This is a genomic window from Bradyrhizobium sp., assembly GCF_030646015.1.
GTDB lineage: Bacteria > Pseudomonadota > Alphaproteobacteria > Rhizobiales > Xanthobacteraceae > Bradyrhizobium.
Window position 1 is genome coordinate 1 of the sequence record NZ_JAUSLT010000039.1, and the last position, 16,663, is coordinate 16,663.

At 64.7% G+C, this 16,663-nt stretch carries 18 protein-coding genes; 10 read left to right on the forward strand and 8 right to left on the reverse strand.

The features are described from left to right. Nucleotides 1-79 precede the first annotated feature (79 nt). The 3 genes from rplU to Q7T45_RS05825 all read left to right on the forward strand — a co-directional run bounded on the left by rplU (nt 80) and on the right by Q7T45_RS05825 (nt 1,685). The gene (gene rplU / locus Q7T45_RS05815) at nt 80-562 is read left to right on the forward strand and encodes a 50S ribosomal protein L21 (RefSeq protein ID WP_304868670.1); all 483 of its coding nucleotides are present in this window, start codon (nt 80-82) and stop codon (nt 560-562) included. Between the two features lie 78 nt (nt 563-640). Beyond that, nucleotides 641-913: a 50S ribosomal protein L27 gene (gene rpmA / locus Q7T45_RS05820; RefSeq protein WP_304737199.1), complete on the forward strand. Its 273-nt coding sequence runs from the start codon at nt 641-643 to the stop codon at nt 911-913. 175 nt (nt 914-1,088) lie between these two features. Then, the gene (locus tag Q7T45_RS05825) at nt 1,089-1,685 is read left to right on the forward strand and encodes a GNAT family N-acetyltransferase (protein WP_304868672.1); all 597 of its coding nucleotides are present in this window, start codon (nt 1,089-1,091) and stop codon (nt 1,683-1,685) included. Between the two features lie 35 nt (nt 1,686-1,720). Here Q7T45_RS05825 and Q7T45_RS05830 read toward each other — a convergent pair whose 3' ends face one another. Beyond that, nucleotides 1,721-2,638 carry a DMT family transporter gene (locus tag Q7T45_RS05830; RefSeq protein ID WP_304868673.1) on the reverse strand — a complete coding sequence of 306 codons (918 nt, stop codon included), beginning with the start codon at nt 2,636-2,638 and terminating at the stop codon, nt 1,721-1,723. Nucleotides 2,639-2,840: 202 nt separating this feature from the next. Between Q7T45_RS05830 and Q7T45_RS05835 the strand changes: the two genes are divergently transcribed. After that, the gene (locus tag Q7T45_RS05835) at nt 2,841-3,320 is read left to right on the forward strand and encodes a MaoC family dehydratase (protein ID WP_304868675.1); all 480 of its coding nucleotides are present in this window, start codon (nt 2,841-2,843) and stop codon (nt 3,318-3,320) included. Between the two features lie 124 nt (nt 3,321-3,444). Here the strand turns inward: Q7T45_RS05835 and Q7T45_RS05840 are convergent, their stop codons facing one another. The 7 genes from Q7T45_RS05840 to Q7T45_RS05870 form a co-directional block, all read right to left on the reverse strand. After that, nucleotides 3,445-4,881, reverse strand: coding sequence for an NAD-dependent succinate-semialdehyde dehydrogenase (locus Q7T45_RS05840; protein WP_304868677.1), 1,437 nt, complete (start codon nt 4,879-4,881; stop codon nt 3,445-3,447). Between the two features lie 73 nt (nt 4,882-4,954). Next, nucleotides 4,955-5,599 (reverse strand): ATP-binding cassette domain-containing protein, encoded by a 645-nt coding sequence (locus Q7T45_RS05845; RefSeq protein ID WP_304868679.1) that lies wholly within the window; start codon nt 5,597-5,599, stop codon nt 4,955-4,957. Beyond that, the gene (locus Q7T45_RS05850; protein WP_304868681.1) at nt 5,599-6,300 is read right to left on the reverse strand and encodes an ABC transporter ATP-binding protein; all 702 of its coding nucleotides are present in this window, start codon (nt 6,298-6,300) and stop codon (nt 5,599-5,601) included. Before Q7T45_RS05850 ends, Q7T45_RS05845 begins: the two co-directional genes overlap by 1 nt. Beyond that, nucleotides 6,297-7,040: an ABC transporter ATP-binding protein gene (locus tag Q7T45_RS05855; protein WP_304868683.1), complete on the reverse strand. Its 744-nt coding sequence runs from the start codon at nt 7,038-7,040 to the stop codon at nt 6,297-6,299. Before Q7T45_RS05855 ends, Q7T45_RS05850 begins: the two co-directional genes overlap by 4 nt. Then, the gene (locus Q7T45_RS05860; protein ID WP_304868685.1) at nt 7,031-8,074 is read right to left on the reverse strand and encodes a branched-chain amino acid ABC transporter permease; all 1,044 of its coding nucleotides are present in this window, start codon (nt 8,072-8,074) and stop codon (nt 7,031-7,033) included. The genes Q7T45_RS05855 and Q7T45_RS05860 overlap by 10 nt, the downstream gene beginning before the upstream one ends. Beyond that, nucleotides 8,071-8,991: a branched-chain amino acid ABC transporter permease gene (locus Q7T45_RS05865; protein WP_304868687.1), complete on the reverse strand. Its 921-nt coding sequence runs from the start codon at nt 8,989-8,991 to the stop codon at nt 8,071-8,073. The genes Q7T45_RS05860 and Q7T45_RS05865 overlap by 4 nt, the downstream gene beginning before the upstream one ends. 105 nt (nt 8,992-9,096) lie before the next feature. Continuing rightward, nucleotides 9,097-10,392, reverse strand: a complete 1,296-nt coding sequence (locus Q7T45_RS05870) for an ABC transporter substrate-binding protein (RefSeq protein ID WP_304868689.1) — start codon at nt 10,390-10,392, stop codon at nt 9,097-9,099. A gap of 125 nt (nt 10,393-10,517) precedes the next feature. Between Q7T45_RS05870 and Q7T45_RS05875 the strand changes: the two genes are divergently transcribed. The 6 genes from Q7T45_RS05875 to Q7T45_RS05900 all read left to right on the forward strand — a co-directional run bounded on the left by Q7T45_RS05875 (nt 10,518) and on the right by Q7T45_RS05900 (nt 16,663). Further along, nucleotides 10,518-11,354, forward strand: coding sequence for a MurR/RpiR family transcriptional regulator (locus Q7T45_RS05875; RefSeq protein ID WP_304868690.1), 837 nt, complete (start codon nt 10,518-10,520; stop codon nt 11,352-11,354). A gap of 25 nt (nt 11,355-11,379) precedes the next feature. Then, complete coding sequence (locus tag Q7T45_RS05880) at nt 11,380-12,204, forward strand: SDR family NAD(P)-dependent oxidoreductase (protein ID WP_304868692.1); 825 nt, start codon at nt 11,380-11,382, stop codon at nt 12,202-12,204. A gap of 150 nt (nt 12,205-12,354) precedes the next feature. Beyond that, on the forward strand, nt 12,355-13,404 hold the full coding sequence (gene obgE, locus Q7T45_RS05885) for a GTPase ObgE (protein ID WP_304868694.1): 1,050 nt from the start codon (nt 12,355-12,357) through the stop codon (nt 13,402-13,404). Between the two features lie 77 nt (nt 13,405-13,481). Beyond that, nucleotides 13,482-13,853 carry a VOC family protein gene (locus Q7T45_RS05890; protein WP_304868696.1) on the forward strand — a complete coding sequence of 124 codons (372 nt, stop codon included), beginning with the start codon at nt 13,482-13,484 and terminating at the stop codon, nt 13,851-13,853. 189 nt (nt 13,854-14,042) lie between these two features. Further along, a complete protein-coding gene (gene proB / locus Q7T45_RS05895) occupies nt 14,043-15,176 on the forward strand; it encodes a glutamate 5-kinase (RefSeq protein WP_304868698.1) in 1,134 nt (377 codons plus the stop codon). 194 nt (nt 15,177-15,370) lie between these two features. Beyond that, the gene (locus Q7T45_RS05900; RefSeq protein ID WP_304868700.1) at nt 15,371-16,663 is read left to right on the forward strand and encodes a glutamate-5-semialdehyde dehydrogenase; all 1,293 of its coding nucleotides are present in this window, start codon (nt 15,371-15,373) and stop codon (nt 16,661-16,663) included.

Sequence of the window (16,663 nt, forward strand, 5' to 3'; positions counted from 1 at the left end):
AAATTGAACCCATAACGACTGAAGAAAAAGCCGGCCCGGACTTGTCCGAGGCCGGGATCGAACACGAAGGAATTAAACGATGTTCGCAGTCATCAAAACCGGCGGCCGGCAATACCGCGTCGTTCCGGATGATGTGCTCGAGATTGGCAAGATCGCCGGCGATGTCGGAACGATCGTGCAGCTTGGCGAAGTTTTGCTGGTCGGCGGTGATGCGCCGGTGCTCGGGGTGCCGACGGTGGCCGGCGCTTCCGTTGCGGCCGAAGTGCTGCAGCACAAGCGCGGCCCCAAGGTCATCTCGTTCAAGAAGCGCCGCCGCAAGAATTCGCGCCGCAAGCGTGGCTATCGTGACGAGATCACGGTGCTGCGCATCACCGAGATCCTGACCAACGACAACAAGCCGACCATCGGTCCGCGCCCGAAGCGCGAGAAGCCGGTTGTAGTGGCGCCGGTCGATGGCGACGATGATGACGCGCCGGTGGCCAAGAAGAAGGCGCCCGCCAAGAAGCCGGTGGCCAAGGCCGCGGCCAAGCCCGATGCGAAGAAGCCTGCCGCGAAGAAGTGATAAAGACTGCGCGACAAAATGTGAGATGATTCCGTCAGGGAATTGATCTAGAATTTATACAGAAGTTGGAGACGGGCTATGGCTCATAAAAAAGCAGGCGGTTCATCGCGAAACGGACGAGATTCCGCAGGCAAGCGCCTCGGCATCAAGACGTATGGCGGCGAGCACGTGATTCCCGGCAACATCATTGCGCGTCAGCGCGGCACCACCTGGCATCCCGGCCTTAATGTCGGCATGGGCACCGACCATACTCTGTTTGCCAAGGTCGAAGGCCATGTCGAGTTTCGTGCCAAAGCCAACGGCCGCACTTTCGTATCGGTTGTTCCGATGATGGAAGCCGCGGCCGAGTAAACGGTGGACAACATGAGTCCGCCGGTCCTGTTGAACCGGTGGAGCTCCTGAAAGGCTCCGAAGGGGAGGCGGGAAACCGGCCTCCTCTTTTTTTGTGCGTGTACCGCAAAAGTGGACACCGGTTTTGCGACCAGAACACGCACCATGGTCAAAGAGCTGCCTACAGGAGCCCGACATGCTGCAGGATATCCCGACCCCGACATTGCGCGAGGGCAGTCCCTGCGTCCTCGAGACCGAACGGCTGATGCTGCGCAGGCCGACGCTCGCGGACGTAAAAGCGATCGCGGCTCTGGCCAACGACCGCCGCATTGCAGAAATGACCCGCCGCCTGCCGCATCCCTACACCCAGGATCATGCGATCGAGTTCGTGCGCGCGATGGCGAGCGATGCCCGCGAGACCATGTTCCTGATCGAAAACAATTTCGTGCCGGTCGGCATGGTCGGCGTCGACTGGCGCGAACCGGACGCGCCGGAACTCGGCTACTGGCTCGGCGTCGACCATTGGGGCCAGGGCTTTGGCACCGAGGCGGCACGCGCCGTGATCGATTTTACCTTCGAGGAATTCGAGGTCGAACACCTGATCTCCGGCGCCCGGGTCGCCAACCCGTTGTCGCGCAACATTCTGGAGAAATGCGGCTTCCAGTGGAGCGGCGTCGAGTTGCACCGCTTCGAGGCACTGGGATCGTCGACCCCGGTCGATCGCTTCCGGCTGAGCCGAAGCGTCTGGTCGTCGCTGAAGAACTGGGGCAGTTCGACACGGCGGGAGGGGTAGTTTGCTCTTCACCCTCCCCTGGAGGGTAAGAAAGATCACGCCGGCGGGTTGACCACCGCTTCCTCGCGTCCGAGCTTTTGTTCGCGCCAGAAAATATAGATCCCCGCGCCGATGATGATGGCCGCGCCGATGATGGTCGGCGGCTGCGGTACGTCGCCCCACACGAAATAGCCGAACATCACCGCCCACACGATCATCGAATATTGATACGGCACCACCACGCTGGCCGGCGCGAGTTTCAGCGAGCGGTTGACGCAGAGCAGCGCCCCCACCGAGATGAAGCCGGCCGCCGCGAACAGCCCGAGGCTGCCGAGGCTGGGCGTCACCCATCCGAACGGCGCCATCAGCGCGCCGAGCGCGAAGGTGCCGACAAATTGCGAGGTCGCCAGCACGATATCCGGTGTCGCGCGCAGCGAGCGGGTAATCAGCATCAACAACGCGAACGACAGGCTGCCGCCGAGCGCGATCATGGCGGGCCAGCTCACCGTCTGTGCCGACGGCCGCAGCGCGATCAGCACGCCGCAAAATCCGATCAGCACCGCGGTCCAGCGCCGCCAGCCGACATGCTCGCGCAGTACCAGCGCCGACAGCGCGGTGACGAAAATCGGTGCGGCCAGATAGTATGTGATGACGTCCGCGAGCGGCAGATAGACCGTCGCGATGAAGAACGCCGCGACTTCGAGGGTGGAGAGCGTCACCCGCAACAGCTGCAGCCACGGCCGCTCCAGCCTGCCGAACGCCGCGCGCTGCCGCCAGACCATCGGCAGCAGCACCAGCAGCGCCGCGCAGGCACGCAGCCACAGCAATTGCCCGACCGAATAGGTCGCGACCATGTACTTGCCCAGCGCGTCGCCGAACGAGAACATGAAGATCGCCAGCAGCATCAACCCGATGCCGGCCAACCGCGCGGAACGCTCGTCCAGCCCGGTCGAGATTCTTGAAAGCAGAGTCATGGCACCCGGGCGTTTCCCATTTATTCTTTGCGATGGCTCGCTCCGGCCATCCGCGTCTCTTGCGCACCGCTGTTTTAAAGGCGTGGAGACCTGAGACAAGCCCGGGCATGACGAATTGAACCAATTGTCGCAGGTTCGGCTCTGCGATACCGGTACGTCGCTCTTGTACGTCGCTCTTGCAAACCATCACAGGAAATCAGGCATGACCGAGTTCGATCCCGCCTTGCACCGCATGGTGCCGGAACAACGCTGGTTCGAGGATTTCGTGCTCGGCGAGCGTTTCGTCATTCCCAGCCGCACCCAGACCTCGGCGGTGTTCGCCGCATTCCAGACCGCGAGCGGCGACACCCATCCGATCCATTACGACGTCGAATATTGCCGCGCGCGTGGCATGCCGGACCTGCTGGCGCATGGCTTCCAGACCCTGGTCCACACCGCGCCGGGGGCCGGCCTGTTTCCCTATATCGTCGAGGAATCGCTGGTCGGCTTTCTCGAGCAATCGAGCAGATTTCTGAAGCCCGTCTATGCCGGCGACACCATCTATCCCGCGCTGGAAGTAACGGAGCTGGTGCCGGGCCGAACCACCGGCGTGGTGACCCTGCGCAGCACCGTGTTCAACCAACGCCGCGAACTGGTGCTGGAAGGATTACAGAAATTCCTGATCAGGCGGCGACCAGCCTAGGCGGTGCACGGCAGGGCCTGGACAAAAATCGCGAAAACAACCCCATGCACAGTAGAGATGACCCGGATCGCAGCACTCATGCTGCGCTGCGTCCGGGGGCAGATCGACTTGGCTCAAAGCTCGCTCAGACGCCGGTCTGTGAAATGAACTTGGTGTTGAAATAGGCATCCATCGCTTCGGTGCCGCCTTCCGAACCATATCCAGAGTCCTTCACGCCTCCGAACGGCACCTCCGGCAACGCCAGACCGAAGCTGTTGATCGAAACCATGCCGGCTTCGATGTTGGCGCCGATTGCGGTGGCGGTCCTGGTCGAGCTGGTGAAGGCGTAGGAGGCCAGACCGAACGGCAGGCGATTGGCCTCTTCGGTCACCTCGTCGAGTGTCGAGAAGCGCGAGATCAGCGCCAGCGGTCCGAACGGCTCCTCGTTCATGGCGCGGGCGTCCTTCGGCACGTCGCTGACGACCGTGGGCTCGTAGAAGTAGCCCTTGTTGCCGACGCGATGGCCGCCGGTCTCCAGTTTGGCGCCCTTGCCGAGGGCATCCTGCACCATGCCCTCGATCGCGGTGACGCGGCGCGGATTGGCGAGCGAGCCCATCTTCGAGTCGGGGTCCATGCCGTTGCCGACATTCATGGACCTGGCGCCCTCGACGAACTTGTCGACGAATTCGCGGAACACGTCGTCCTGCACCAGCATGCGGGTCGGCGAAATGCAGACCTGGCCGGCGTTGCGGTATTTCGCCGCCGACAGGATTTTGGCCGCCGACGTCACGTCGGCGTCGTTAAAAACGATCGCCGGCGCGTGTCCGCCCAATTCCATGGTGGCGCGCTTCATGTGCAATCCGGCCAGCGCCGACAATTGCTTGCCGACCACGGTCGAGCCGGTGAAGGAGATTTTTCGGATCACCGGATGCGGGATCAGATATTCCGAGATCTCCGACGGCACGCCATAGACCAGATTGATCACGCCATCCGGCACGCCGGCGTCGGCAAAGGCGCGGATCAACTGCGCGGGCGAGGCCGGGGTTTCCTCCGGCGCCTTGACGATGATCGAGCATCCCGACGCCAGCGCGGCGGAGAGTTTTCGCACAACCTGGTTGATCGGGAAATTCCACGGCGTGAAGGCCGCGACCGGGCCGACCGGCTCCTTGATGGCCATTTGATAGATGCCCGGCCCGCGCGCCGGAATCAGCCGCCCATAGGCGCGCTTGGCTTCCTCGGCGAACCATTCGATGACGTCGGCGGCCGCCATCGCTTCCATTTTGGCTTCGGCCAGCGTCTTGCCCTGCTCCATCGTCAGCAGCGGCGCGATTTCGTCGTTGCGCTCGCGCATGATGGCGGCGGCCTTGCGCATGATCTTGCAGCGGTCGAACGCCGATACTGCGCGCCAGACCTTGAAGCCGGCGGCCGCGGCGGCCAGCGCTTCATCGAGGTCGGATTTTTCCGCATGCGCGACCGTGCCGATCGTCTCTTCCGTCGCGGGATTGAGCACCTCGATGGTCTTGCCGCTGTGGGCGGCACGCCATTTGCCGTTGATGAATAATTGTGTGTTCGGATAGGCCACGAAAGTCTCTCCCTGATCGGACGTTATTGCGGGCGCAACATGCGAAGTGTTTTGCGAAAGATCAAGCCGGAGCCTATGCGGGGCCGGCCAGCGTTTCGGCAGCCCGGGTCATCTCCGGGCCAAGATAATTGCGAAACCTCGGCTCCTTCACCAGCGTGCGGAAATCCGGCTGGCGGGTGACGCCGCCATCCGCGACCAGCAAAAACTGCTCTGATATCTCGGCGAGGATTTCCAGGTGCCAGCTCGCGGTCGGATGCAGGCACAACACCACCAGCCGGCCCTCGGCGCGCAGCTTGCGGAAGAAATCGAGCATGAAGCCGATATAACCGTCCTGCAGGTTGAACTGCGGCTCGTCGAACAAATGCACCATCGGTGCTGTGCTCGGGGATGCCTGCAGAAACGCCGACGGCACCAGCTTGCGGAAACGGCGGACCTGATAGGACTGGTGATAGTGGATCGCCAGCCGGTCGCGCTCGCGATATTTTACCCGGTGGATGTCGGTGCCGGCGACATAGACATGGCCCGCGGACGGCACGTTGGAGCCGGTCATCATCTCGAACAACGTGGTCTTGCCGGCCCCGTTCGGGCCGACCACGCCGATAATGCCGGGTTGATCGATCACGAGATCGGCTTCCAGGGTAAACGTCGGACGGCGCACGATGCGCCCTCGCGTGTAAACCTTGCGAACGCGGTCGAGGGCGAGCAGCGGCGCGGCCATCAGTGAACTCCCAGCAGGCGCGCGCGCAACGCGCCGTCTTCGCGCAAGGTCCGGGCGTCGCCGCTCCAGGAAATCCGGCCGCGGTCGATCACGGCGGCATGGTCGGCGACCGAGAGCGCAATCTCCGCATTCTGCTCGACGACCAGCGAGGCGACGCCCGCCTCCCGCAGCTTGCGGATGGTCGCCAGCACGTCGCCGACGATTTTGGGCGCCAGACCCTGGCTCGGCTCGTCGAACAGGATCAGGCCGGGGGCGCCGACCAGCGCGCGGGCGATCGCTACCATCTGCATCTCGCCGCCGGAGAGATTCTCGCATTCCCGCTCCATCAGATATTCGAGCGGCGAGAAAATTTCGCAGGTTTCCTTGATGCTCCAGGCTCTGAAGCGCGTTCGCTTTTGGGCGATGCGCAGATTGCGCGCCACCGTCAGGGTCGGGCACAGCCGGCGGTCGTCGGGCACCCAACCGATGCCGGCGCGTGCGATCTCGTGGGTCGGACTGCGGGTCACTTCCTTGCCGTCGAACCTGATCGCGCCGCGGCGCGGCCGGGTCAGGCCGAGGATCGAGCGCAGCATCGTGGTCTTGCCGGCGCCATTGGGGCCGAGCAGCGCAAACACTTTTGCGCGCGGCACGACCAGCGAGGCCCCGAACAGCGCCTGCGTCTCTCCATAAAACGTATCGACCGCATCGACCTGGAGAATCATGCGAACCGCCCGAGGTTGGAACGCCTGACCCATTCGTTCTGCTGCAGCTCCTGCGGCGTGCCGCGCGCCACCACCTGGCCCCAGTGGATCACCGAAATGCGGTCGGCGAGCGCGAACAGGAATTCCATGTCGTGCTCGATCGCCACGATGGTGAGCTTGCCCTTCAGCCGCCCCACCAGCGCCGCCAGCCGCTGCACGCCGTCGGAGCCGAGGCCCGAGGTCGGCTCGTCGAGGCAGAGCACGCGAGGGCTCTGCGCCAGCGCCACCGCGATTTCGAGCGCCCGGCGGTCGCCGTAGGAGAGATCCTTGGCGCGGACATCGGCCTTGTCGGCAAGACCGACAGTGGCGAGGATTTCCAGGGCGCTTTCGGCAAAGCCGGGATCGCTGGCGGCGGCGTGGCGCATGTCGAATCCACGGGCGCGAAATGCGGGCAGACCAACCGTGACGTTCTCGCGGGCGGAAAACTCGTCGAACAGCGTCATGATCTGGAACGATCGCGCGACGCCGTGGGCGGCGATACGATGCGAGCTCAGGCCAGTGACATCCTTGCCGTCGAGCCGAACCTTGCCACGGCTCGGTTTTACCCGCCCGGTGAGCACATTGAAGAACGTAGTCTTGCCAGCGCCATTCGGGCCCATCAGGCCGTGGAATTCACCTTCGGGCACCGCGAGATCGATGCTCTCCAGCACCACGCGGTCGCCGAACCGGACATGCACGCCTGCGGCTTCGATCAGCGCCATCGTTCGCCTCCGAACAATAGCCGCATCGCCGAATTGCCTTGCCGCCGAATGAGCGAGTGCTTCTGGAACGCGGCGCTGACCGCGCCGGCGATGCCCTCGGGCCGGAACAGCACGATGGCGATGAACAGAAGCCCGAAGTAGAGCATCCAGGCGTTGGTCAGCGCGCCGATCACGTCGCGCGCGATCAGGAACACGAAGACGCCGACCACCGGCCCCCAGAAGCTGACGAGGCCGCCGCCGACCAGCGTCATCATCACGACATAGCCGGATTGATGCAGGCTCATCACGTCCGGGAAGGCCGCGAGCTGCGCCATCGCGAACAGGCCGCCGGCCAGTCCCGAAATCGCCGCCGATAGCGTGAAGATCGAGGCCTTGTAGATCCAGACGTTGTAGCCGAGATGGGCAGCGCGGGTTTCGCTTTGCTTGATCGCGGCGACGACGCGGCCGTACGGCGAATGCGTCAGCCGCCACATCGCCATGACAGCCAGCGCAAACAGCACCAGCACGAAATAATAGAACGCGACATTGTCGTTGAGGTTGAACGAAGCCACGCCGAAATCCGCCGGCAGCCGGGCGATCTTCAGGAGGCCGTCCTCACCGCCGGTGATGCCGTGCGACTTGATCGCCAGCGTCCAGAAGATCTGCCCGAAGGCGATGGTCATGAAGGCGTAATAGATGCCGCGCCGGTGCGAGATGAACAGCGCCACCAGCGCGCCGGCCAGCCCCGCGACCGCAAACGCCGCCACGAGACAGACCCAGAGATTGGCGACGACGTTGAACTGGCAGAGGCCGAACGCGTAGGCGCCGATGCCGAAATAGGCGCCGTGGCCGAACGACGGCAGCCCGGCGGTACCCAGCACCAGGTTGAATGCCAGCGCGTAGAGCGACCAGATCAGGATCTCGATGCCGAGATAGGGATAGAGTCCGACCTTGGCGATCCACAGCGGCACCGTGGCGAGCACCAGCCAAAGCACCAGCATGGCCGGAGTAACCAGACGCGTCGCATCGGAGGAAGGCGGCGGGGTTATGGTCATGCTTCGAGCACGCTCTTCTTGCCCCACAGGCCGCGGGCGCGGAAAGTGACGACCGCGACCAGCAGGATGTACATCGACAGCAGCGACCATTCCGACGCATAGGCGCCTGACAGCCCGACACAGAGCCCGACCAGCAGGCCGGCCACCACAGCGCCCCAAAAGCTGCCGACGCCGCCGAGCACGATGACGAGGAACGCCGGGATCACGGCATCGACACCCATATGCGGACGGATGCCCCAGATCGGCGCCACGATAATGCCGGCAATCGCGGCCAGCACGGTGCCGAGCACGAACACCAGAAGCCGCAGCCGCGTGAGATTGATGCCGAGCGCGCGCACGATCTCGCTGTCATGCGCCCCGGCCTTGACCGTGGCGCCGAACGAGGTCTTTTCGATCACCAGCCAGACCACGCCGATGATCGCGACCGAGATGCCGGCGGCATAGAAGCGATAGGTCGACCAGATCAAATCCCCGAACAGGAAGCCGCCCGAGACCGCTTGCGGCACCTGCAGCACGTAGTCGCGGGTGCCCCATACCAGCCGGATGGTTTCTTCGATCACCATCGCCGCGCCGAAGGTGAGCAAGAGGCCGTAGAGCGGATCCTTGCCATAGGTGCGGCGCATGCAGAATTCGATGGCGATGCCGACGAGGCCGACCGCGGCCGGCGCGATCACCAGCGTCGCCGCGTAGCGCCAGCCGAGCGGCATCGCGAACCAGACTTTTACCAGCTCGGCCGGGAACGGCGGACGCGAGCCCATCAGCTGCATGGCGAAATAGGCGCCGAGCGCGAACAGCGAGCCGTGCGCCAGATTGATCTGTTCCATCAATCCGACGATCAACATGAAGCCGAGCGCGATCAGCGCGAACAGCAGTCCAAGCGTCAGGCCATTGAGGAGGTGCGGAAGAAGGTCGAACAAGCTCTGTCTCGTTTTTCTTGATTGTGAGACGGCTGCCCGGACTCTGAATGGGAGTCCGGGTGGCCACTGACCAAGCACGGGCGCGCGGAGTCGGCCGATTGAGGATCAGGAATCGACCGTCGGCACCTGCTCGTAGGGAACAAGCTTGCACTTGGCCGCAGCAGCCGTATCCTCGGCGGCCTTGGGCTCGGTCCAGCTGATGATGTCGAACAGGTCGGTCTTGTCCACCGGCTTGGCGTTGCGGCGCGCGAGATAGATGGTCTGCTGCATCTGGTGGGTGACCGGATCCATGTAGGCATCGAAGTGCTGCATGCGGTCGGTAGCCGGGACCTTCAGGTTCTCCAGCTCCTTGATGATCTTGACGTTGTTGGTCGAACCCGCGCGCTCGATCGCCTTTAGCAATTCGCGGGTCGCCATATAGCCATTGTAGGAGACGTTGCCGGGGACCGGGATGCCGCCTTCCTTGTTGGTGGCTTGCCATTTCTTGACGAACTCGGCGACGCCGGGCAGTTGCAGCTTGTGATACCAGGTGGTGCCGAACACGCCGAACAGGCTGTCGGGCGAACCCCACACGTCGGGCCAGTCCTGCTGGTTGTTGATCCAGGCCGGCTTGCCGTCGAGCTTGAGCTGCGCGACCTGCTCGCGTAGCGCCTTGATGTCGTCGCCGCCGATCGCAGTCGCCACCACGTCCGGTTTTGCCTGTTGAATCTTCAACAAGTACGCGGTGAAGTCCCGGGTGTTCTGCGGCACCAGCAGATTGTCGACGATCTTTCCGCCGGAGCTCTCGACCAATCCCTTGGTCGACGCCGAGGTGGTGTGGCCCCAGACATAATCGTTGGTCAGCAGCATCCAGTTCTTGCCGATCGAATCGACCGCGTTCTTGACCGACGCCTTGGAGAAATTGGTGCCGTTGCCGTCCCAGACGAATTTGACGCGCGAACAGTTCTCGCCAGCCTCGCTCGGAGCGGACGAATTGGTGTTCATGTAGATCACGCCGTATTTGCTGGCGACTTGCGTGATCGCGTTGGCGACACCGGAGTGGATCGCGCCGAGCAGGATAGTGCAGTCTTCCCTTGTGATGAAACGCTCGGCGACCCGGCTGCCGGTGGCCGGCGTGGTTTCGGTGTCAGCCGTGATCCAGGTGATCTTGCGGCCCATTACGCCGCCCTTGGCGTTGACCTCGTCGATCGCCATCAAGATGCCGCGCATATCATCCTGGCCGCTGTTGCCGTACTGGCCGCTGGCGTCGCAGGTCAGCCCGAGCTTGATCGGCTTGGCGGCGCCCTGCGCCCAAACCCGGTTTTCCTTCCAGGGGCCGAAGAAACTGCCGGTGCCACCGATGACGCTGGCCATCAGGCTGCCCTTCAGAACGCCCCGTCGCGAGATCCCACGCTTCTTCATCGCTTCCTCCCTTGGTCCTGTTCAGTTTCTTGTTGCGGGACTTAGAATGAACGTTCTATTGTCACCTGTAAAGTGGAATATTTGATCCAAGCGGCGAAACGCCGCGACTGGGGTAGAGTGCGGCGATGAACAAGGCTGCCGACAAATCCATGAGTTATGACGAGCTGCGCGGCGCGATCGCCCAGCGACACCGCGCGCTGTCAGGCCGGCTGCAGCAGATCGCCGAATTCGTGCTCGATCATCCAACCGAGGTCGCGCTCGGCACCGTGGCCGAGGTCGCGGCGCGCTCGGGCGTGCCACCCTCGGCGATCGTCCGCTTCGCGCATGCGCTGGGCTTCGGCGGTTTTACCGAGATGCAGCAGGTGTTCCGCTCGCGGCTCGTGGCCGGCGTGGCGCCGAGCTACAAGGCGCGGCTCGCACGCATGAAGCACGAGGAAAAATCGATCCTCGGCCGCAAGCCCGCGGCGGTGCTCGGGCGCTTCGTCGCGGAGGCGCAATCGGCGCTGGTGACGCTGAGCGAGTCGGCGCATGCGCGTGAAATGGACGCTGCGACCGCCATCCTGGCAAACGCGCGCGACATCTATCTGCTTGGCCTTGGCGGTTCATTTCCCGTGGCCATCCATCTGGCCTACGTGCTGCGCAAACTCGGACGACGGGTGATGCTGCTCGACGGCATCGGCGGCAGCATCCACGAACAGTCGCATCCGGCCGGCCCCGAGGATGCGCTGGTGGCCATCAGCTTTCGCAACTATTACCCGGATACGGCGCGGCTGTTTCCCGAACTGGTCGCGCGCGGCGTTCCCGCGATCTCGATCACCGACAGCCTGCTGAGCCCGATCGTCGAAGGCGCCGAGGTCGTGTTCGAGATCCAGGACATGCCGGAACCGGCGTTGCGCACGCTGGTCGCGCCGATGTGCCTGGTCCAGGCCCTCGCCATCGGCCTCGATCTGGCGGCAGACTGACATCTTCAAAATCGAGGAGAACGACATGACGTCATCCGACGGCGCTCGACCGCTAACGGGCAAGGTGGCGCTGGTGACCGGCGCCGGACGCGGGCTCGGCCGCGCCTTTGCCGAGCGGCTCGCCAGCCTGGGCGCCGATATCGCCATTCACGGCATGCGCGAGAACGGCCCGGCAGAATATGGCGAAGGCACCACGCTGACGGCGGTGGCGGAAGCGGTGGCGGCGGATCACGGCGTGCGCACCGTCCGCGTGCTCGGCGACCTGACCAAGGGCGGAGACATCGACCGCATCGTCGAGACGACATCCCGCGCGCTGGGGCCGATCGATATCCTGGTGCACAATGCCGGCGGAGACATTGCCGCGGCCGGCGGCAAGCCGAACCCGAACGATGCCGTCGGCATTCGCGAGGAGGACGTGCGCGCGGTGCTGGATCGCAACCTGCTTTCGACCATCCTGACCTGCCAGGCGGTGGCGCGCGGCATGATGGAACGGCGCTCCGGCCGCATCGTCACCATCGGCTCGGTCGCCGCCTTCAAGGGCCGCACCCAAGGGTCGATCTATGCCGTCGCCAAGGCCGGCATGACGCACTATACGCGCTGCCTCGCCGACCAGTTGCGGCCCTACGACATCAACGTGAACTGCATCGCGCCCGGCGACACCCGCACCGGCCGGTTCATGGGAACGCGCGCCGTGGATCAGGCCCGGCTGGCCGAGACCGGCACGCTGGACCGTATCGCCACCGTCGACGAGGTGGCGCGGGTGGTCGAGGTCTTTGCCGGCCCGCTCGGTGCGTTCGTCTCCGGCCAGGTGCTGCGGGTCGATGGCGGCGGCCAGTGCTGGCCGGGCTGAGGCCTTTCCGATCTGGCCAATTCGGGCCCGTTCACCCTATCGCGGGGAATACCGCCAAAAGCCTCAAAAAGGCCCGAAAATGCGAGCTTTTCGCGGATATTCCAGCATCTAAAGGTTGCCCCGACGGGCCCCCTGCACTACCTGTAGCCCATGAAATTCCTTGACGAAGCAAAGGTCTATATCCGCTCCGGCGACGGCGGCAACGGCTGCGTGGCGTTCCGCCGCGAGAAGTATATCGAGTTCGGCGGCCCCTCCGGCGGCAATGGCGGCCGCGGCGGCGACGTCATCATCGAAGTGGTCGACGGGCTGAACACGCTGATCGACTACCGCTATCAGCAGCACTTCAAGGCGCAGAAGGGCACCAATGGCATGGGCAAGGACCGCCATGGCGCCAACGGCAAGCCGATCGTGCTCAAGGTGCCCGTAGGCACCCAGCTGTTCGACGAGGATCGCGAGACCCTGATTCACGATTTTACCGCGCTCGGCGAAAAATTCGTGCTGGCCGAAGGCGGCAATGGCGGCTTCGGCAACGCGCATTTCAAGTCGTCCACCAACCGCGCCCCGCGCAACGCCAATCCCGGCCAGGAAGGCGAAGAACGCTGGATCTGGATGCGGCTGAAACTGATTGCCGATGCCGGCCTGGTCGGCCTGCCCAATGCCGGCAAGTCGACCTTCCTCTCGGTGGTCAGCGCCGCCAAGCCGAAGATCGCCGACTATCCGTTCACGACGCTGCATCCGCAGCTCGGCGTGGTCGACGTCGACGGCCGCGAATTCGTGCTGGCGGATATTCCGGGCCTGATCGAGGGCGCGCATGAAGGCGCCGGCCTCGGCGATCGCTTTCTCGGCCATGTCGAACGTTGCCGCGTGCTGCTGCATCTGGTGGATGCAACCTGCGAGCATGCCGGCAAGGCCTACAAGACGGTGCGGACCGAGCTGGACGCCTATGAAGGCGATCTCGCCGACAAGATTGAGATCGTCGCGCTCAACAAGATCGACGCGGTGACGCCGGACGAATTGAAGAAGCAGAAGGACCGGCTGAAGCGCGCCGCGAAGAAGACCCCGCTGCTGATCTCGGGCGTCACGGGCGAGGGTGTGAAGGACGCGCTGCGGGCGCTGGTCGCGGTGATCGGCGAAGCGCCGGTGTCGCTCAAGGCCAAGGGCACCCCGGCCGAGCCGTGGTCGCCGTCGCCGCAGGGCTGACATCAGCCCTGACTTGCGCCGGTTCCGGCCCGCTGCGAAACTCCGCCATTCCACAACAATCCCAGGGAGGACGATCGATGATCGGCTATGTCACGTTGGGCACCAAGGACTTGAAGAAGGCCGCGGAATTCTATGACAAGATCGCCGCCGAGTTGGGCATAGGGCGCTTCATGGAGTCCGACACCTTTATCGCCTGGGGTTCGGCAGGCGGTGGCGCGGGCCTCGGGCTGACCAAACCCTTCGACGGCAAGCCGATGTCGGTTGGAAACGGCGTGATGGTCGCCCTCGCCGCCAAGGACAAGGCCCAGGTCGATCGCATCTACAAGCTCGCGCTGTCGCTGGGTGGCACCGATGAAGGTCCTCCCGGCCCGCGCGGCGAGGGCGGATTCTACGCCGCCTATTTCAGGGACCCCGAGGGCAACAAGCTCAACGCTTTTGTCATGGGCTAACCTGTGGCCGACATGGGAATCTTCTGACCTTCACCTCCCCCATCGGGAGAGGTCGGCGCGTAGCGCCGGGTGAGGGGTTAAGGCATAACGATGGACCGTACCCCCTCACCCCAACCCTCTCCCCATGGGAGAGGTAGCGCACCTTCACTGTCGCGACCTTCTCGAAGCCTTCCTGTAAAGTCTGCATCCATGACCCGCCCCAGCCTGAAAAATTTCCGCCGCATCGTCGTCAAGGTCGGCTCCTCGCTGCTGATCGACTCCGACGCGGGCGAAGTGCGGGCAGCGTGGCTCGCCGCGCTGGCCGCCGACATTGCCAAACTGCACGGCGAGGGTCGCGAACTCCTGATCGTCTCCTCAGGCTCGATCGCGCTTGGCCGCAGCCGCCTGAAGCTGCCGCGCGGCGCGTTGAAGCTGGAGGAGAGCCAGGGCGCCGCCGCGGTGGGGCAGATCGCGCTGGCGCGGATCTGGTCGGAGGTGCTGGGACATCACGGTATCGGCGCCGGGCAGATCCTGGTGACGTTGCAGGACACCGAGGAACGCCGCCGTTACCTCAACGCGCGCTCGACCATCGCCAAGCTCTTGGAATGGCGCGCGGTGCCTGTCATCAACGAGAACGACACCGTCGCCACCAATGAAATCCGCTACGGCGACAATGACCGCCTCGCCGCCCGCGTCGCCACCATGGCGAGCGCGGACCTTTTGATACTGCTGTCGGATATCGACGGCCTGTATGATGCGCCGCCCGGCGCCAATCCCAACGCAAAGCTGATTCCGATTGTCGAGTCCGTCACCTCGGAGATCGAGGCGATGGCGGGGGCGGCGGAATCGGAATTGTCGCGCGGCGGCATGCAGACCAAGATCGAGGCGGCCAAGATCGCCACCACCGCCGGCACCCACATGCTGATCGCCTCCGGCAAGATCGATCACCCGCTGCAGGCCATCGCCGATGGCGGGCCCTGTACCTGGTTCCTGACCCCCGCCAATCCCGTCACCGCGCGAAAGCGCTGGATCGCGGGCTCGCTGGAGCCGAAGGGCACGCTGACCATCGACGCCGGCGCCGTGAGCGCGCTGCGCGCCGGCAAGAGCCTGCTGCCGGCCGGCGTGATCCGGGTCGACGGACAATTCGCCCGTGGCGACGCCGTGGTGGTGCGCGGCCCCGACACCCACGAAATCGGCCGCGGCCTCGTCGCCTATGACGCCGAGGACGCCGAGAAGATAAGAGGCCGCTCGTCGCCGGACGTGATGATCATCCTCGGCATCAGCGGCCGGGCGGAGATGATCCACCGGGATGATTTGGTGGTCGGTACTGTGGCGCGGGGGTGATCCAGCTAGGCCGATGGCCTACCGGGGGGACCTTTACCAAAATCGCGAAAACAACCCCATGCACAGAATGGCTAGTCGCGACCCGATCCGATCCCACCACATCTAGCCGCCGCCCGCCAGCCATGCCGCCCCGGCCCTTCGCAGAACCGGGATTTCCGTGCTAGGACATAACCTTAATTGACCAGGGAACCGCCATGAGCGCGCCGCTCAAGGCGATCGACGGCAACGCCGATTTGCCTGCCTTGATGACCGAGCTTGCCTCCCGCGCGCGCGCCGCCGCCCGGGTGCTGGCGCTTGCCTCGCCGGAGCAGAAAAATCGGGCGCTGGAGGCGATCGAGCGCGCCATTCGCGCCAATGCCCCTGATATCCTCGCCGCCAATGCCGAGGATGTCGCGGAAGTCCGCCATGGCGGCGCGACCAGCGCCTTCATCGATCGCCTGACACTGACGCCGGCGCGCATTGACGCGATGGCCGATGGTGTCGCGACCGTGCGCGGGATCGCCGATCCCGTCGGCCTCGTCACCGAGAGCTGGCAGCGCCCGAATGGCATGACCATCGAACGCGTGCGGGTACCGCTCGGCGTCGTCGCGGTGATTTTCGAAAGCCGCCCCAACGTCGCCGCCGACGCCGGCGTGCTGTGCCTGAAATCCGGCAATGCGGTGATTTTACGCGGTGGCTCGGACAGCTTCCGCTCCTGCCGCGCGATCCACGATTGCCTGGTGCAGGGCCTGCGCGAAGCCGGCCTGCCGGAGGCCGCGATCACGCTGGTGCCGACGCGGGATCGCGCCGCGGTCGGCCTGCTGCTGACCGGACTGAGCGGCGGCGTGGACGTCATCGTGCCGCGCGGCGGCAAGAGCCTGGTGGCGCGGGTCGAGGCCGAGGCGCGGGTGCCGGTGTTCGCGCATCTCGAAGGCGTCAACCACGTCTATGTCGATGCCGCCGCCAACCCCGACATGGCGAAGTCGATCGTGCTGAACGCCAAGATGCGGCGCCCCGGCGTCTGCGGCGCGGCCGAAACCCTGCTGGTCGATCGCGCCGGCGCGCCCGCGATGCTGAAACCGCTGGTGACGATGCTGATCGACGCCGGCTGCGAGGTGCGCGGCGACGACGCCGTGCAGCGCGTCGATCCCAGGGTGAAGCCGGCTTCCGAGGAGGACTGGGACACCGAATACGAGGACGCGATCATGTCGGCGAAGGTCGTCGACGGCGTCGGCGAGGCGATCGCGCATATTCACAACCACGGTTCGCATCACACCGATGCGATCGTAACGGAGGACGCGGACACCGCCCGCCAATTTCTCAACGAGGTCGACTCGGCGATCGTGCTGCATAACGCCTCGACCCAGTTCGCCGATGGCGGCGAGTTCGGGTTTGGCGCCGAAATCGGCATCGCCACCGGCAAATTCCACGCCCGCGGCCCGGTCGGCGCCGAGCAACTGACCAGCTTCAAATACCGGGTCCACGGCACCGGACAGACGCGGCCGTGA

What these genes read in the sequence shown, in the direction of transcription:
- rplU (WP_304868670.1), top strand. Translation starts at nt 80, where the DNA reads ATGTTCGCAGTCATCAAAACCGGCGGCCGGCAATACCGCGTCGTTCCG.
- rpmA (WP_304737199.1), top strand. Translation starts at nt 641, where the DNA reads ATGGCTCATAAAAAAGCAGGCGGTTCATCGCGAAACGGACGAGATTCC.
- Q7T45_RS05825 (WP_304868672.1), top strand. Translation starts at nt 1,089, where the DNA reads ATGCTGCAGGATATCCCGACCCCGACATTGCGCGAGGGCAGTCCCTGC.
- Q7T45_RS05830 (WP_304868673.1), bottom strand. Translation starts at nt 2,638, where the DNA reads ATGACTCTGCTTTCAAGAATCTCGACCGGGCTGGACGAGCGTTCCGCG.
- Q7T45_RS05835 (WP_304868675.1), top strand. Translation starts at nt 2,841, where the DNA reads ATGACCGAGTTCGATCCCGCCTTGCACCGCATGGTGCCGGAACAACGC.
- Q7T45_RS05845 (WP_304868679.1), bottom strand. Translation starts at nt 5,599, where the DNA reads ATGGCCGCGCCGCTGCTCGCCCTCGACCGCGTTCGCAAGGTTTACACG.
- Q7T45_RS05850 (WP_304868681.1), bottom strand. Translation starts at nt 6,300, where the DNA reads ATGATTCTCCAGGTCGATGCGGTCGATACGTTTTATGGAGAGACGCAG.
- Q7T45_RS05855 (WP_304868683.1), bottom strand. Translation starts at nt 7,040, where the DNA reads ATGGCGCTGATCGAAGCCGCAGGCGTGCATGTCCGGTTCGGCGACCGC.
- Q7T45_RS05860 (WP_304868685.1), bottom strand. Translation starts at nt 8,074, where the DNA reads ATGACCATAACCCCGCCGCCTTCCTCCGATGCGACGCGTCTGGTTACT.
- Q7T45_RS05870 (WP_304868689.1), bottom strand. Translation starts at nt 10,392, where the DNA reads ATGAAGAAGCGTGGGATCTCGCGACGGGGCGTTCTGAAGGGCAGCCTG.
- Q7T45_RS05875 (WP_304868690.1), top strand. Translation starts at nt 10,518, where the DNA reads ATGAACAAGGCTGCCGACAAATCCATGAGTTATGACGAGCTGCGCGGC.
- Q7T45_RS05880 (WP_304868692.1), top strand. Translation starts at nt 11,380, where the DNA reads ATGACGTCATCCGACGGCGCTCGACCGCTAACGGGCAAGGTGGCGCTG.
- obgE (WP_304868694.1), top strand. Translation starts at nt 12,355, where the DNA reads ATGAAATTCCTTGACGAAGCAAAGGTCTATATCCGCTCCGGCGACGGC.
- Q7T45_RS05890 (WP_304868696.1), top strand. Translation starts at nt 13,482, where the DNA reads ATGATCGGCTATGTCACGTTGGGCACCAAGGACTTGAAGAAGGCCGCG.
- proB (WP_304868698.1), top strand. Translation starts at nt 14,043, where the DNA reads ATGACCCGCCCCAGCCTGAAAAATTTCCGCCGCATCGTCGTCAAGGTC.
- Q7T45_RS05900 (WP_304868700.1), top strand. Translation starts at nt 15,371, where the DNA reads ATGAGCGCGCCGCTCAAGGCGATCGACGGCAACGCCGATTTGCCTGCC.